At 59.9% G+C, this 15,109-nt stretch carries 12 protein-coding genes and 3 tRNA genes; 11 read left to right on the forward strand and 4 right to left on the reverse strand.

All coding sequences use genetic code 11. The features are described 5' to 3' along the window. Positions 1–97 precede the first annotated feature (97 nt). From GOX88_RS03520 to GOX88_RS03555, 8 genes are all read left to right on the forward strand, one after another. Positions 98–174: transfer RNA gene (locus tag GOX88_RS03520), tRNA-Ile, on the forward strand. Positions 175–278: 104 nt separating this feature from the next. Next, positions 279–1,295, forward strand: coding sequence for a GlxA family transcriptional regulator (locus GOX88_RS03525; RefSeq protein ID WP_170399258.1), 1,017 nt, complete (start codon positions 279–281; stop codon positions 1,293–1,295). A 132-nt stretch (positions 1,296–1,427) separates the two neighbouring features. After that, the gene (locus tag GOX88_RS03530; RefSeq protein WP_170399261.1) at positions 1,428–2,567 is read left to right on the forward strand and encodes an aromatic ring-hydroxylating oxygenase subunit alpha; all 1,140 of its coding nucleotides are present in this window, start codon (positions 1,428–1,430) and stop codon (positions 2,565–2,567) included. Then, positions 2,564–4,099 (forward strand): choline-sulfatase, encoded by a 1,536-nt coding sequence (gene betC, locus GOX88_RS03535; RefSeq protein ID WP_170399264.1) that lies wholly within the window; start codon positions 2,564–2,566, stop codon positions 4,097–4,099. Before GOX88_RS03530 ends, betC begins: the two co-directional genes overlap by 4 nt. Then, a complete protein-coding gene (locus GOX88_RS03540; RefSeq protein WP_170399267.1) occupies positions 4,096–4,887 on the forward strand; it encodes an SDR family NAD(P)-dependent oxidoreductase in 792 nt (263 codons plus the stop codon). The genes betC and GOX88_RS03540 overlap by 4 nt, the downstream gene beginning before the upstream one ends. 25 nt (positions 4,888–4,912) lie before the next feature. Further along, positions 4,913–6,331 carry an aminobutyraldehyde dehydrogenase gene (locus tag GOX88_RS03545; protein ID WP_170399270.1) on the forward strand — a complete coding sequence of 473 codons (1,419 nt, stop codon included), beginning with the start codon at positions 4,913–4,915 and terminating at the stop codon, positions 6,329–6,331. Further along, a complete protein-coding gene (locus GOX88_RS03550; RefSeq protein ID WP_170399272.1) occupies positions 6,331–7,071 on the forward strand; it encodes an SDR family NAD(P)-dependent oxidoreductase in 741 nt (246 codons plus the stop codon). The genes GOX88_RS03545 and GOX88_RS03550 overlap by 1 nt, the downstream gene beginning before the upstream one ends. Beyond that, the gene (locus tag GOX88_RS03555) at positions 7,071–7,997 is read left to right on the forward strand and encodes a 3-hydroxyacyl-CoA dehydrogenase NAD-binding domain-containing protein (RefSeq protein ID WP_170399275.1); all 927 of its coding nucleotides are present in this window, start codon (positions 7,071–7,073) and stop codon (positions 7,995–7,997) included. The genes GOX88_RS03550 and GOX88_RS03555 overlap by 1 nt, the downstream gene beginning before the upstream one ends. An 11-nt stretch (positions 7,998–8,008) precedes the next feature. Here GOX88_RS03555 and GOX88_RS03560 read toward each other — a convergent pair whose 3' ends face one another. Continuing rightward, positions 8,009–9,328: an ATP-binding protein gene (locus GOX88_RS03560; protein ID WP_170399278.1), complete on the reverse strand. Its 1,320-nt coding sequence runs from the start codon at positions 9,326–9,328 to the stop codon at positions 8,009–8,011. Between the two features lie 44 nt (positions 9,329–9,372). Between GOX88_RS03560 and GOX88_RS03565 the strand changes: the two genes are divergently transcribed. Together GOX88_RS03565 and GOX88_RS03570 are read left to right on the forward strand one after the other, a co-directional pair. Next, positions 9,373–10,287: an MBL fold metallo-hydrolase gene (locus GOX88_RS03565; RefSeq protein ID WP_170399281.1), complete on the forward strand. Its 915-nt coding sequence runs from the start codon at positions 9,373–9,375 to the stop codon at positions 10,285–10,287. 77 nt (positions 10,288–10,364) lie between these two features. Then, positions 10,365–10,439: transfer RNA gene (locus GOX88_RS03570), tRNA-Asn, on the forward strand. 214 nt (positions 10,440–10,653) lie between these two features. Here GOX88_RS03570 and GOX88_RS03575 read toward each other — a convergent pair. Beyond that, positions 10,654–11,253 (reverse strand): hypothetical protein, encoded by a 600-nt coding sequence (locus tag GOX88_RS03575; protein WP_254443271.1) that lies wholly within the window; start codon positions 11,251–11,253, stop codon positions 10,654–10,656. A gap of 350 nt (positions 11,254–11,603) precedes the next feature. Between GOX88_RS03575 and GOX88_RS03580 the strand changes: the two genes are divergently transcribed. Further along, positions 11,604–11,678, forward strand: a tRNA-Asn gene (locus GOX88_RS03580). A 19-nt stretch (positions 11,679–11,697) separates the two neighbouring features. Here the strand turns inward: GOX88_RS03580 and GOX88_RS03585 are convergent. Together GOX88_RS03585 and pgi are read right to left on the reverse strand one after the other, a co-directional pair. Continuing rightward, positions 11,698–13,317, reverse strand: a complete 1,620-nt coding sequence (locus GOX88_RS03585; protein ID WP_170399284.1) for a long-chain-fatty-acid--CoA ligase — start codon at positions 13,315–13,317, stop codon at positions 11,698–11,700. 181 nt (positions 13,318–13,498) lie between these two features. Next, positions 13,499–15,109: a glucose-6-phosphate isomerase gene (pgi, locus tag GOX88_RS03590; RefSeq protein WP_170399287.1), complete on the reverse strand. Its 1,611-nt coding sequence runs from the start codon at positions 15,107–15,109 to the stop codon at positions 13,499–13,501.

A 15,109-nucleotide genomic window follows, 5' to 3' on the forward strand; every position in this document is an offset into this window, starting at 1 on the left:
TCATGAATGGTTCCCGCGCGGGTTATTCGATTGTGCGCCCTGTTGCAACGGTCAGGCTTGACGCGGGCGTTCACCGTGGTACTCAAAGCGCTCAGGCGGGCCTGTAGCTCAATTGGTTAGAGCAGAGCGCTCATAACGCTTTGGTTGCGGGTTCAAGTCCTGCCGGGCCTACCAAATCCCTGCCTCTTCAAAAACATCGCACCATATCTGATCTTGCTTCACCCGCGTAGATCGCTTTCTTCTTGATCCAGAGAAGCAACAAGCGAGGTCATTCGGACATGGTTGAGGCAATTCAACCCACGACCCGTCTTGTTGTCATCGTCGCGCCCAGCTTTAACATGTCAGCCACGATGGGGTTCATCGATCCGTTTCGGGCTGCCAACTATCTGGACGGTCGATCCTATTTCAGATGGGAGTTCGTGTCGGAAACCGGTGGGCTGTGCGTGTCCAGCAACGGGGCCGGCATTGAAACGCAAGCCCAGCATGATCTCGGCCCCGAGCCGCCCGACATCGCCATCGTTTCGACCAGTTGGAATCCCGAGAAACATCTGACTGATCGGCTTGGCAGCGTCCTGCGCCAATGGGCGCGGTCCGGCACCACGCTGGGCGCGTTGGACACAGGCGCATTCGTACTGGCGCAGGCCGGGTTGCTGAAAGGACGGCGCGCCACCGTCCATTATGAACATATCGACGCCTTTCAGGAGCTTTACCCCGATATTGAAGTGGTCGAGAATCTCTATGCGTTGGACGGCAACCGGATCACCTGCTGCGGAGGAGGCGCCTCGGTGGATTTTGCGCTACAGATTGTACAAGGCATCCATGGCAGTGCCCTTGCGAACGCGGCCGCGCGATATATCTTCCACGACCGCCTTCGCGGCCCCGCCGCCATGCAACAACCAGAAGGCAGTGAGCCACTGGGCGCGCTGGTCCCGGCCACCTTGAAGACGGCCATTCAAGTGATGGAGGCGCATTTGGAGGACCCGCTGTCTATACCCGACATCTGCGAACAGGCCGGGGTCTCGCATCGCCAGCTCGACAGGCTGTTTGCGACCTACATCAAGAAAACCCCTGCCCTGTATTATCGCGACATCCGGCTGGATCGGGCGCGCGGGCTGGTGACGCAGACCGAACTGCCGATTGCACAGGTTGCAATGGCATCGGGCTTTGCCAGTCAGGTTCATTTCAGTCGGGCGTACAAAGACCGCTTCGGCCTGCCCCCCAGCCAGGACCGGACCGAGGGGCGCGTGCCGTTCGAATACCGTGCCTGGCCAATGCATCGTAAGCCCAAAGCCTGATCTTACCAGGCGGCGCAAAAAGTTTACCCGATGGCGTAAAAAGTTAAGCGTTTCGCTTCTTTTCCGAGGAACATAGCTTCAGCAAGCCAACCCTCCGGGCCAAACCCGGACGCGTTATGTGGAGCCCAAAAAATGAGCGCGCTGCCGTCCAAAGAGCAATTCGACCGGATATCCGACGGGTTCAGCCCCGACCCGTTCAACACCCAATCCCTGAAGGCCGAGGCCTATGTAGACCCGGCATGGCATCAGGTGGACCTGAACGAAATCCTGGCCAAGACATGGCAATGGGTGTGCCATGTCGAAAGGCTCCGCACGCCGGGGTCCTATGTGACGGTTGAGATCGCAAACCGACCCGTTGCCGTGGTACGAGACCGCGAAGGTACGCTGCGCGCCTTCTACAACGTCTGCAAACACCGCGCCCATCACCTGTTGTCAGGTGAAGGCGAAACCACGCGCATCATGTGCCCCTACCACGCTTGGGTTTACAAACTGGACGGCCAGTTGGTGCGCGCGCCTGAAACCGAGAGCCTGACCGACTTCAACACCAAGGACATCTGCCTGGATCAGGTGCAGGTCGAGGAGTTTGCGGGCTTTATCTATGTCAATCTCGACCCCGACGCGCGGCCTTTGCGCGAGGTTTCCGGCAATCTCGAGACCGAAATCCGCCACTGGGCGCCTGATATCGAGGAACTCACTTTCGGCCATCGGCTGACATATGACATCAAGTCGAATTGGAAGAACGTCGTCGACAATTTTCTGGAATGCTACCACTGCCCGACCGCTCATAAGGACTTCTGCGATCTGGTCGACATGGACACCTATAAGGTGACGACCTACGGCATCTATTCCAGCCACATGGCCGAGGCAGGCAAAGGCGCGAACACCGCCTATGACGTGTCGAACGCCACAGTGCGCACCCATGCGGTTTGGTGGCTGTGGCCCACAACCTGCCTGATGCGTTATCCGGGGCGGTCGTCGATGATCGTGTTGAACATCATCCCGGTTGGCCCGGACCGGACGCTGGAAACCTATGATTTCTTCCTCGAAACACCCAAGCCGGATGCGGCTGAACTGGAGGCGATCCGCTATCTCGACGAGGTGCTGCAGCGCGAGGATATCGACATTGTTGAAAGCGTTCAGCGCGGTATGAGCTCACCTGCCTTCACCCAAGGCCGCATCGTGCATGACCCGAACGGCTCGGGCAAATCGGAACATGCGGTGCATCACTTCCATGGGCTGGTGCTGGACGCCTATAAGCAGGCCGCGCCGTGACACGGCCGAACATCGTTGTGGTCATGGCCGACCAGTTGGCGCCGCAATTCTGCGGCGCTTACGGCCATCCAACGGTGAAAACACCCAACATGGACGCATTGGCCGCGCGCGGAATGCGGTTCGACGCGGCTTATTGCAACTCGCCACTCTGCGCGCCGTCGCGGTTTGCCTTCATGTCGGGGCAATTGATCAGCCGGATCGCCGCCTATGACAATGCCAGCGAGTTCCGCGCCTCGGTTCCCACCTTCGCGCATTACCTTCAGACCCTGGGCTATCGCACCTGTCTGTCGGGCAAGATGCACTTTGTCGGCCCAGACCAGAAACACGGGTTTCAGGATCGCGTGACCACCGACATCTACCCCTCGGACTTTGCCTGGACCCCGGATTGGGAGGCCCCGGACGAGCGCATCGACAAGTGGTATCACAACATGCAAACGGTCAAGGAAAGCGGCGAGGCCATCGCCACCTTCCAGACCGATTACGATGACGAGGTCGAATTTGCCGCCCGCCGCTGGTTGATCGATCGCGGGCGCGACCGGTCCGCCGGAGATGAAGCGCCATTCTGTTTGGTCGCCAGCTTCATCCACCCGCATGATCCATACGTGGCCAAACCGGAATGGTGGAACCTCTATTCAGACGACGACGTACCGATGCCGGAATTCACCCTGACGCCCGAAGAACAGGACCCGTTCTCGCGCCTGGTGATGGACGGAATTGAAGCCAGCTATGTCCCTCTGACCGAAGAGGAAATCCGCCGCGCCCGTCGCGCCTATCTGGCCAATGTCAGCTATTTCGACAGCAAGCTGGGCGCGATGGTGAAGACGCTGAGCGATATCGGAGAGCTGGACAACACTATCGTCATCGTCACCGCCGACCACGGCGACATGCTGGGCGAGCGTGGGCTGTGGTACAAGATGAACTTCTTCGAACACTCTGCCCGCGTGCCGCTGATCATGGCTGGTCCGGGCGTCGCGCACGGCACCGCATCGAACACCTGTTCGCTGATCGACCTGTTGCCGACCTTCGTCGACTTTGCCGGCGGCAGCGAGGCGATGTTCGGAGAACCCGTGGATGGCCGTTCCCTGATGGCGTTGGCGCGCGGAGACTCCGATCCGGTTGACGAGGCCATAGGCGAATACTGTGCCGAGATGACCCCCTACCCTGTGTTCATGATCCGGCGCGGGTCGCTGAAATACATCCATTGCGACCCGGACCCGCCACAGCTGTATGACTTGGCTGTCGACCCCTTGGAAACGGTCAATCGAGCTGAAGACCCAGACTATGCGACACAGGCCGCGGGCTTTGCCACAGAAGTCGCGCGCCGGTGGAACAGCGAGAAACTGCGCGCAGATGTGATTGCCACGCAAAAGTCCCGCCGCGCTCTGCACGCCGCGATGGAGGCCAAATCGGGGGAAAGCTGGGACTACAACCCGCCGCGTGACGCCTCTCAGGACTACGTGCGCAATCACATGGATTGGACCGTTGCGGCCAAACGCTATCGCTATCCGCCTTTGAAGGAGACCAACAAATGATGCTGGACGGCAAAACAGCGCTTGTCACAGGTGGGCGCGGAGGGATTGGGCGCGCTATCGTGGCCCGGTTCCTGCGCGAAGGGGCACGGGTCTATGCAGCTGATCTGACGCCCGAAGGGTCTTTGGCCACGCATGACGATGACGGCAGCATCTTCGTCAAACTCGACGTGACCAAAGAATCCGACGCTATTGCGGCGATGGAACAAGTCGCCGAGAACGCAGGCCAACTGGACATTCTGGTCAACGCCGCAGGGATCGAGATCGAAAAGACCATCGAGGAGACCACGCTGGAAGAATGGAACCTGTCCTTTGCGGTCAACGTCACCGGCACGTTCCTGACTTCGAAACATGCGCTGCCGTTAATGCGGAAGGCGACTAAGGGCAGCACGGCCTCGATCATCAATTTCGGCAGCTATGACGGCTTCATCGCAGATCCCGGGCTTGCCGCCTATTGCGCCACAAAGGGCGCGGTTCATGCGTTGACCAAAGCGATGGCCTGCGATCACGGCCCCGAAGGTATTCGCGTGAACGCCATCTGCCCCGGCTATGTTGATACCCCCATGTTGCAGAGCTTTTTCACCGGCGACGGCTCGGGCGGTGGTGGCAAGACCATCGACCAGTTGCAGCAGGCCGTACGCGATGTGCACCCGATGCGCACCTACGGAACGCCGGACGACATCGCCAATCTGGTCAACTGGCTGGCCTCGGACGAGGCGCGCTACGCCAGCGGCCAACTATGGGTTCTGGACGGCGGGCTAAGCGCGCAGGTTCAGCAGATGAAGCTTTGAGAAACCCGGGCCGATGGGGGAAGACATGCAAACAAAGATGCTGATCAACGGAGAGATGGTCGCCGGCGATGGCGAACCCCTCTCGGTTTTGGATCCGGCGACCGGAGCTACCGTCTCACAGGTGCCCGAGGCCACGCCGGAACAGGTTGAGGCCGCGACACGTGCAGCGCATGAAGCGTTTGAAACCTATTGCCTTACCACGCCCGCAGATCGGGCCGGATATCTCAACGCAATTGCCGATGTGATCGAAGAAAACGTCGAAGAACTGGCCGAGTTGGAAACGCTGGATGTCGGCAAACCCTGGCCCATGGCCCGAGACGAGGAGATGCCGCTGACCATCGACACGTTCCGCTTCATGGCCGGAGCCGCGCGCACCGTGACCGGTTCCGTGGCCGGGGAATACGCCGCGGGTCATACCTCGATGATCCGGAAGGACCCGATTGGCCCGGTCGCCTCAATCGCGCCGTGGAACTATCCGCTGATGATGGCTGCGTGGAAGATCGCGGCCCCGCTCGCGGCGGGCTGTACCATCGTCATGAAACCGTCCGAGATCACCCCTCTGGCCACGTTACGGTTGGCCGAACTGCTGGCCGATGTGTTGCCCAAGGGCGTGTTGAATGTGGTGCATGGTCGTGGCGCTTCGGTCGGGGACAAGCTGATCAACGACCCGCAGATCGAGGGCATTTCGATCACCGGCTCACCCGCCACCGGAATGGCAGCGATGCGGGCGGCGTCGAACCAGATCCGCCACGTGCATCTGGAACTTGGAGGCAAGGCCCCGGTAATCGTGTTCGACGATGCTGACATCGACGCGGTGGCGGAAACGATCCGTTATGGCTCGTACTTCAATGCGGGCCAGGATTGTGCCCAACCCTGCCGGGTGATGGTGCAGGACAGGATGTACGACAAGCTTGTCGCTGCCGTCTCGGATCAGGTCAGCCAGATCAGGATCGGTGCCCCCAAGGCCGACGGCACCGAAATGGGTCCCATTGTTTCTGCCGCCCAAAGGGACCGCGTTGCGGGTTTCGTCGACCGCGCCCGTAGCAGTTGCGAGGTCACCGTCGGCGGACAGGTCGCAGACGGCCCCGGATTTTTCTACCAGCCGACCGTCGTGGTCAATGTCGACAATGATGCCGAGATCGCGTGCAATGAGGTGTTCGGACCTGTCGTCACCCTGTCGCGCTTTTCCGGGGCCGAAGACGCGCTGCGGGCCGCCAATGCCGGGCGCTATGGTCTGGCCTCGTCTGTCTGGACAAAGGATGTATCAACGGCGATGAAAATGACCGCTCAACTACGCTATGGCATGACCTGGGTGAATACGCATGGGATGCCTGCGGCGGAAATGCCCTGGGCCGCGATGAAGGGCTCGGGCACCGGATGTGACATGTCGGTTTATGCGCTGGACGCATACACATCCGTGCGGCATGTGATGGTGGCGCACTGATGCGGCTGGCTGGGAAACGAGCATTGGTTACCGGCGGCCGCCAAGGCATCGGGCGCGGGATTGTCGAAGCCTTCCTGCGCGAAGGTGCGGCCGTCACGACCTGTGGTCGCGGCCCACGCCCAGATAACCTGGCGGACAGCGTCATCTGGTATTCGCTGGATGTCACCGACGCCGAAGCTGTCGCAGAACTGGCCCACACGACAGACGGCACGGACATTCTGGTCAACAATGCGGGCGTTCAGGTTGAAAAGACCGTGGCTGAAAGCACGGACGCCGATTGGGACGCGGTGATCGGCACAAACTGCAAAGGCGTCTTCAACCTCTGCCGTGCGTATATCCCCCAGATGTCCGAGGGCGGCTCGATCATCAATATCGGCTCAATCTCGGGCACGGTCGCGGACCCGTCGATGGCGCTTTACAACGCCTCCAAAGCCTTTGTGCACGGGTTAACCCGGTCCATAGCCGTCGATCACGGCCCCCGTATACGCTGCAACGCGATCTGCCCGGGGTGGATCGAAACGGGGATGCTGGAGGCTGGTTTTGAACTGGCCACTGACCCCAAGGCTGCAAAACGGGACGCCCTGGCCCGCCATGCCATGCGCCGCTTTGGCAGACCAGAGGACATAGCAAGCATGGCCGTCTGGCTGGCCTCGGACGAGGCCAGCTTTGCCACCGGCCAGCTGTTCACAATGGATGGCGGCATGACTGCGGCCTCTCCCCTCAATCCGGGATTGTTCTGATGGAGTTTCAACATACGGCTTGCCTTGGTGGCGGCGTGATCGGCGCCAGTTGGGCGGCGCTGTTTCTGGCTTCGGGCCGGTCGGTGGCAATGTTCGACCCGGACCCGGACGTCGAACGCAAGGTCCGCGACTACATCGAAACCGCATGGCCGACGATGACAGAACTCGGACTGACGCAACACGGCACTCCGGACGCGATCACCTTTCATTCCAACGCCACCCGCGCGGTCGAAGGGGCCGCCTTTGTTCAGGAGAACGTCCCCGAGCGCTTGCCGATCAAACACGCAACCTTTGCCGAGATCGAACCCGCGCTTTCGCCCGACGCCATCGTCGCCAGCTCCGCCTCGGGGCTGACGCTTAGCCAGATGCAGCCAGGCTGGAAAGATCCAGCGCGGTTCGTTCTGGGCCATCCGTTCAACCCACCGCACCTGATCCCTCTGGTCGAGGTATTGGGCAATGACCGCACCGCTGATGGCGTGGTTGATGCGGCTGAGCGCTTCTATCAGGCCGTCGGCAAGACCACGATCCGCCTGCACAAAGAAGTTCCCGGCCATGTCGCCAACCGCCTTCAGGCCGCGATCTGGCGCGAGGCGATCAGCCTGGTGATCTCGGGCGTCGCATCGGTCGAAGATGTGGACAAGGCCGTCTGGGCCGGACCCGGTCTACGCTGGGCGGCCATGGGACCGACCATGCTGTTCAACCTCGGTGCCGGAGAAGGCGGGCTGCAGGCCTTCTGCGAGCATTTCACGGACACCTTCAACGGCTGGTGGGACGATCTGGGCCAGGTTCATCTGACCGACGGAGTCACCAGCGTTCTGACAAATGGGGTTCAAGCCGAAGCCGCCGGGAAGTCCCAGGCTGAACTGGCCCGGACACGGGACGCCCTGATCGTTGCCCTGCAAAAATCGACTGCCGGACTTCGGTGACCGTCGGGACGTCAGCGACCTATGATGATATCCGCACAGAGGCCACCCAGACGCTCGCTCTTGCTCAGGCGCAGCACGCCACCATGCGCGCGCGCTATATCTGAAACGATCGCAAGGCCCAGCCCGACACCGGTGCCCTGATTCTGATTGCGCGCTGGATCGAGGCGCGAAAACGGTTTCACCGCCTCGGACCGCTGATCGGGCGGAATGCCCGGCCCGTCGTCCTCGACCCGAATACGCACGGATTTCGGTGTGATCGACAGGCTGACATCGGCGCGTTTGCCATATCGCACAGCATTTCCGATCAGATTTTCCACCGCGCGCCGAATGGCGGTGGGGCGCAGCATAGCGGTCCCTTCCCCTTCAACCGAGATCAGATCAGCCGCATAGCCCGCGCGGCGCGCATCCTTGACGATCTGCTGCAAAAAGGATTCGGGATTAACGGATTCGGGTGATCCTTCGGCGGCACCACGGGAAAACTCAAGGAAAGCATCCAGCAGCAACTGCATTTCATCGACGTCCTGTTGCAGCGGCGCGGCCTCATCTTCGGGCAGCATCGACAGGCCCAGTTTCAAACGGGTCAGAGGGGTTCTGAGGTCGTGACTCACCCCTGACAGCATCATGGTGCGCTGCTCCATCTGGCGCTCGATACGGGCGCGCATGTCCAGAAATGCACTGCCCGCCGCGCGTACTTCGATGGCACCGCCGGGGGAATACGGCACCACCCGGCCCCGACCAAAGGCCTGCGCGGCCTCGGCTAGACGGGTGATCGGACGCAGTTGATTGCGCATGTAAAGGAACGAAATCGAGGTCATGATGATCGCAAAAAACAGCATCGTCACGATCAGCTGATGTGGTGCCACCGGAGACAGGCGGCGGCGATCAAAGGTCAACTGCAGCAGGCCAAGGTCGGTCTGCATGTACACGCGCGCCTCCTGCCCGCTGGGCAGGGCAACCGCGGCAAGATCCGGCAGCAAGGCGCGCAGGTCCGCCTCAACCTGAGGTGCAATGAAATCGTACCAGCGGCGCTGCCCGACCATCGGCTCTTCGTTGATGTCCAGAAACCGTGCATTCATATCCAGCGCCTGCAAATCCGGTCGGACAGCCGCCAGTGCCTGTTGTTGGGTTTCGGTTGCATTCACCTCGTCGACCACAAGCATCACCTCGCGCGAGGCCGCCCGGGTCATCTGTGCGGTGACATCCTCAAGGTGCTTTTGCAGGAACGCGACACCCACCACCAATAGCAGGACGACCACTGGCAGAACCAGTATCAGCGCAGCACGGGCATAGAGGCTGCGCGGCATATAGGGTTTGAGCCATTGCGCGGACATGCGCTAAACCTAACGGGCTGTTACGACAAGAGAAAGAGCACAGAATGCAGGCCCCTGACGATTTCAACCCACCCGCCGGCCCAGCCGTTGAACTGCAACCGGGTTTGCGCCGCATTCTGGCCCCGAATCCGTCGCCCATGACCTATCGCGGGACCAATACCTATCTTTTGGGAACCGGCGATCTGGCGGTGATAGACCCTGGGCCGCTCAATGATGCGCATCTGGGGGCGATTCTGGACGCCGTGCAGCCCGGCCAGCGCATCAGCCATATCATCGTCACCCACAGCCATCTGGACCACTCGCCACTGGCGCGCCCACTGGCCGAGCGCACCGGCGCGCCGGTTCTGGCCTTTGGCGGACCCGAGGCCGGGCGCAGCGCGGTGATGACAGAATTGGCGCAAGGCGGGTTGGCGGGCGGCGGCGAAGGCATCGACACCGCTTTCCGCCCGGATGTCGAGCTGCCCGACGGCGCGCAGATCACCGGCGATGGCTGGCAGCTTGAGGTGATTCACACCCCCGGGCACCTGGGCAACCACATCGCTTTGGGCTGGGGCGAGGTCTGTTTCACCGGCGATCACGTCATGGGTTGGGCCAGCTCACTGGTCTCACCCCCGGACGGAGACCTGACGGACTTCATGGCTGCTTGCCATCGCCTGCGGACGCGCGATTGGTCGGTGTTCCACTCCGGTCACGGTGCCCCGATTCCCGACCCCGCCGCGCGGCTGGACTGGCTGATCAATCACCGCCTGACGCGCGAAGCACAGATTCTGTCGGCCCTCGATGATCAACCGGGCACCGCACGTGATCTGGCCGAACGCATCTATGTGGAAACTCCAGCTGCGCTTTTGCCAGCCGCTGAAAGAAACGTTTTCGCGCATCTGATTGATCTGCTTGGAAAATCGATGGTCGCCACAGATGGATCGCTATCCGCCACGACCCGTTTTCACAGGCAAGCCTGAGCGCGCGGAACTTTTTTGGGAAAACGTCACATTCCCCTCTGGACGGCGAAAATCCGGGTTGTTATACGCCCCTCAGTTCCGGCGTAGCTCAGCGGTAGAGCAGTTGACTGTTAATCAATTGGTCGTAGGTTCGATCCCTACCGCCGGAGCCAAAATCCTCCATTGGATACTCAGTTTTTTTTCGCAGAATACGATTGTCTTGCGTAAGGTTTTTTGGAGAAACAACCCGTAAACCGACCTTCTGTGCGTCACCCACTTTGGGTATGAGTTCATACTAATCGACAGGCGGCACTCATGTGCGTTTCACGATAGCCTACTTACTGGAAAAGCCTATTCAAATTCAGAAAAACGCCTGAGGTATCCGCCCTAGGGCATTGATAACAAACGAATGATACGAATAAGCTTCTCAGCCGGAATCTGAAGGGGTTCTACTTTGAATATCGCCATACGACCAACAAGTTCGGGCTTATTCAGGAATTCCTCAATAACTTGCATTCGCGGACGATCTCCGTAGTCGTCAAACAAAAGCGTTACGGGGCGTTTAATACTGAATGCTGTAGCCAAAGCACAACCAACTCGGAAACGACCATCGACCAGAACGACATCAGGGTGCTTGAACCCTTCACTTTGCCAAATTGACAAAGGGTACCTTGGATACAAATCCGCCCTGTCACGGTTTGCGGGAAAACCCCATTTTTTGGTTTGGCCGATATTTACCCACGAAATGCTGACCTCAGTTCCTGTGTTGGGTGGATTTTCCTGAAACCAACGTCGCATTTTGCGGGCCCATCTCCGGTCGCTTTCGACACTAAAAACAGTTTTTGCCTCCATCTCTGCGGCCACCACGGTTGAGCCGCCCGACCCGTATTCAAGGATGACAGAAGCCCCCTCGTAATGTTCGCGAAGGGCTTGTTGGGCATCTTCAGGCATGGTCAAAACAGGTTTTTCGATTTCAGCTGTTTTCAATTCGCTCTCCAGATTCCTTAGCGATTTACACCTGACGCCAAAGCGCTAGCCAAATGGCAGGTCTTCGAATTTTTATACTGCAAATCATCCCGCCACAATGAAAGCAACTGGAGTATTTTTCGGGCCTATGCCGAGTGTTTGGCGCCAAGGGCGGTTACTGGCCAAACATAAAGCAACCCAAGGTCTTCCAGGGTGTTTGGTTGTTCCAATACTCCACTCGACACAGTCTTCGAATGTGATCTCGAGCGTGGCTGCAAGGACGCAGATTTTCGGCTGGGGAACTTTTCCTAAAAAATTTTGAGACCCGCTCTGGACGCCGCAGAAACAGGTTGCTATACGGCGCGAACCGTTCCGGCGTAGCTCAGCGGTAGAGCAGTTGACTGTTAATCAATTGGTCGTAGGTTCGATCCCTACCGCCGGAGCCATATCCCCTTGTTTTAAAGATCAGCCCGTCAAGGCGCCTTCGAAATCCGCACGCAGATTTCGTTTCAGGACCTTCCCCGTAGCGTTCAAGGGCAACGCATCGACAAACACCACTTTATCCGGCACCTGCCAATTGGCGATCTTGCCGTCGTAGAACGCCAGAATCTCTTCTTCGGTCGGCTCTTCCCCTTCGGCTTTGACCGCGACCAACAAGGGGCGTTCGTCCCATTTCGGATGCGGCACGCCAACAACAGCAGCCGTCGCCAGTTTGGGATGTGCGACGGCGATGTTTTCCAACTCAACCGAACTGATCCACTCACCCCCGGATTTGATGATGTCTTTCGAGCGGTCGCGGATGGTCATGTACCCGTCGGGGTTCAGCGTGACCACGTCTCCGGTGGCAAACCAGCCATCCTGCAACAACTCCTGATCCTGCATCTTGAAATAGCTGTCCAGCACCCAGTACCCGCGCACCAAAAGATCGCCCTGAGTTTCGCCATCATGCGGCAGGTCATTGCCGTCATCGTCCACGATCTTCAACTCGACACCATAACACGGCCGCCCCTGGCATTCCCTGAGCCTGTGCTGCTCGTCCACTGGCAGGTCGCGGTGTTTGGCCAAGGGCTGGTTTGCAGTGCCCAGCGGGCTCATCTCGCTCATGCCCCAGGCGTGGACGGTGTCTACCCCATAAGTTTCGCGGAAGGTTTCGATCATCGACGGCGGGCACGCGGCCCCGCCGATAACCGTGCGTTCAAGACTGGCAAGCGTAGTGCCGGACTGCGCGGCATAGGCCAACAGCCCCTGCCAGATTGTCGGCACTCCCAAGGCCAGGGTAACGCCATATGTATCGATCAGCTTCACCAAAGCCTCACCATGCAGGTCCGGCCCCGGCAGCACCAAGCGAGAGCCCGACATGGCGCAGGCATAGGGCGACCCCCAGGCATTCACATGGAACATCGGGACCACGGGCATCACCACGTCCATCGCCGAGAACCCGATCACATCACGGGTGTTCGACCCGAAACTGTGCAGCACAGTCGAGCGGTGCGAATACAGCACCCCCTTGGGATTGCCGGTCGTGCCCGAGGTGTAGCACAGGCTGGACGCGGTGTTTTCGTCAAAGCTGGGCCATTGAAAGGTCGCATCGCCGGTTTCGATCAGTTCGTCATAGAATTGAACACCGGGGATCTGGGTAACCGCGTCTTCATTCCGCGGCCCCATCAGGACGAAATGTTGTACTTCGGTCAGATGCTCCTGCAACGCCGCAACCAACGGGATAAAGGTCGCGTCAAAGAACAGCACCCGATCCTGCGCGTGGTTGATGATATAGGTCAGCTGCTCGGGGAACAGGCGCGGGTTGACCGTGTGACAGACGAACCCTGCGCCCGACGTGGCAAAATAAACCTCAAGATGCCGCCGGTTATTCCACGCCAGGGTCCCGACCCGCGCCTGTGGCTCCAACCCCAGTTTAGTCAGCGCCGAGGCCAGTTTTCGCGCGTTGACCGCAATTTCTGCCCAGTTTGTCTCGGTCACCGAACCATCGGTTTCAACCGAATGAACCTCGGTTTGACCATGGTATTTGTCGGCGTGATTGATCAGCGACGAGATCAGCAAAGGCTGCGTCATCATCTGTCCCAGCATGGGCATCCTCCCTTTGGTGGCCCCGCCTCCGTGTGGCGGCACCAATTATTGCCGTTCCCGGTTTTCACGACTGCCCGGGTTGTTAAGGCTATTGCTTGGGGGAAATCCTGCCAATCATTTAATTTTCTGACAATAAAAGAATGCGGCCTGCCGTTGCGGCAGGCCGTGGGTTTACCCGGACCTAATCCCGGTGACGCATCGCGTAGGCGACCAACGCCGCGGTCGAGCCGTCCTTGCCCTCCGCGTTTTCCTCACCATCCACAATTGGGCCAAGCGAAGTTGCCAGCTCCTTGCCCAGTTCCACGCCCCACTGGTCGAATGAGTTGATCCCCAGCAACACCCCTTCGACAAACACGCGGTGCTCATACATGGCAATGATCTGGCCCAGCACAAATGGTGTCAGCTTCGGATAGATCAGGGTCGAGGACGGCCGGTTGCCCGGGAACACGCGGTGGCGGGCCTGACGTTCCAACTCGTCGCCCTGCAGGCCTTTGTCGGCCATGCGCTGCCGGGCCTCGTCCAGTGAACGGCCGCGCATCAGTGCCTCTGACTGGGCCAGGCAATTGGCCAGAAGCAGGCGGTGGTGGTGGGCCAGTTCGGGCTCATGCCCTTCGGCGGCGACCATGAACTCGCAGGGGATCACATCGGTGCCCTGATGGATCAGTTGATAAAACGCGTGCTGACCATTGGTGCCGGGTTCACCCCAAACCACCGGACCAGAGGGCATGGTCAGCGAACTGCCATCCATCGCGACGGACTTGCCGTTCGATTCCATCTCAAGCTGTTGGAAATAAGCCGGCAGGCGCAACAGGCGTTGGTCATAAGGCAGAACCGCGCGGCTGGTGCAGCCCAAAACCTGCCGATGCCAGATGCCAACCAAGGCCAGCATCACCGGCATGTTTTCAGCCCAGTTCGCGGCCCGGAAATGCACATCCATCGCCTCCCCGCCGCGCAGGAAGGCGTCGAAGGCATTGGAACCCACAGCGATCATCACCGGCAGACCCACAGGCCCCCAGACCGAGTAGCGCCCACCGACCCAATCGGCAAAGCCAAACACGCGATCTTCGGGGATGCCGAAGGATTCGGTCTTGTCCACGGCGCTGGACACAGCGGCAAACTGCATGGCAGGATCGCCTCCGCCATCCACCATCCACGCCCGCGCGGTACGGGCGTTGGTCATGGTCTCGATGGTGGTGAAGGTCTTGGACGCCACGATCACCAGCGTCCGCGTTGGATCAAGCTGGCGCAGCGTATCGGCGATATGGGCGCCGTCCACATTGGACACATAGTGCAGCCGCGGGCCGTCGTGATACGGGGCCAATGCATGGGTTGCCATAACCGGCCCCAGATCGGAACCGCCAATGCCGATATTCACCACATCGGTAAAACTGCCCCCTGCCCCGATGATCGCGCCGCCGCGCACCTCTTCGGCAAAGACCCGCATCCGCTGCAACGTGTCCAGCACGTCGGGCATCACGTCCAGACCGTCAACCTCGACCGGGCCGCCGTCCAGATTACGCAGCGCCGTATGCAGCACAGCACGCCCTTCGGTCTCGTTGATTTTTTCGCCTGAGAACATCGCCTCGCGCCGTTCGGCCAGTCCGGCCGCATCGCACAGCTGGATCAGAGCGTCCCGGATATCCGCGTCAATCCGAGTTTTCGAGTAGTCAAACAGCAGATCACCGGTCGAGGCCGAGAACGCCCCGGCCCGGTTCGCATCGCCGTCAAACAGGCCAAGGATGGTCTGATCTTTCCGTTCGTCGGCCAGGGCGGAGAGTCTGTCCAGTTGCAT

Origin of the sequence: Ruegeria arenilitoris (assembly GCF_013030985.1) — a bacterium.
GTDB classification, from domain to species: Bacteria; Pseudomonadota; Alphaproteobacteria; order Rhodobacterales; family Rhodobacteraceae; genus Ruegeria; species Ruegeria arenilitoris_B.

What these genes read in the sequence shown, in the direction of transcription:
- GOX88_RS03585 (WP_170399284.1), bottom strand. Translation starts at nt 13,317, where the DNA reads ATGCTGGGACAGATGATGACGCAGCCTTTGCTGATCTCGTCGCTGATC.
- GOX88_RS03565 (WP_170399281.1), top strand. Translation starts at nt 9,373, where the DNA reads ATGCAGGCCCCTGACGATTTCAACCCACCCGCCGGCCCAGCCGTTGAA.
- GOX88_RS03540 (WP_170399267.1), top strand. Translation starts at nt 4,096, where the DNA reads ATGATGCTGGACGGCAAAACAGCGCTTGTCACAGGTGGGCGCGGAGGG.
- GOX88_RS03550 (WP_170399272.1), top strand. Translation starts at nt 6,331, where the DNA reads ATGCGGCTGGCTGGGAAACGAGCATTGGTTACCGGCGGCCGCCAAGGC.
- GOX88_RS03530 (WP_170399261.1), top strand. Translation starts at nt 1,428, where the DNA reads ATGAGCGCGCTGCCGTCCAAAGAGCAATTCGACCGGATATCCGACGGG.
- pgi (WP_170399287.1), bottom strand. Translation starts at nt 15,109, where the DNA reads ATGCAACTGGACAGACTCTCCGCCCTGGCCGACGAACGGAAAGATCAG.
- GOX88_RS03545 (WP_170399270.1), top strand. Translation starts at nt 4,913, where the DNA reads ATGCAAACAAAGATGCTGATCAACGGAGAGATGGTCGCCGGCGATGGC.
- GOX88_RS03525 (WP_170399258.1), top strand. Translation starts at nt 279, where the DNA reads ATGGTTGAGGCAATTCAACCCACGACCCGTCTTGTTGTCATCGTCGCG.
- GOX88_RS03560 (WP_170399278.1), bottom strand. Translation starts at nt 9,328, where the DNA reads ATGTCCGCGCAATGGCTCAAACCCTATATGCCGCGCAGCCTCTATGCC.
- GOX88_RS03555 (WP_170399275.1), top strand. Translation starts at nt 7,071, where the DNA reads ATGGAGTTTCAACATACGGCTTGCCTTGGTGGCGGCGTGATCGGCGCC.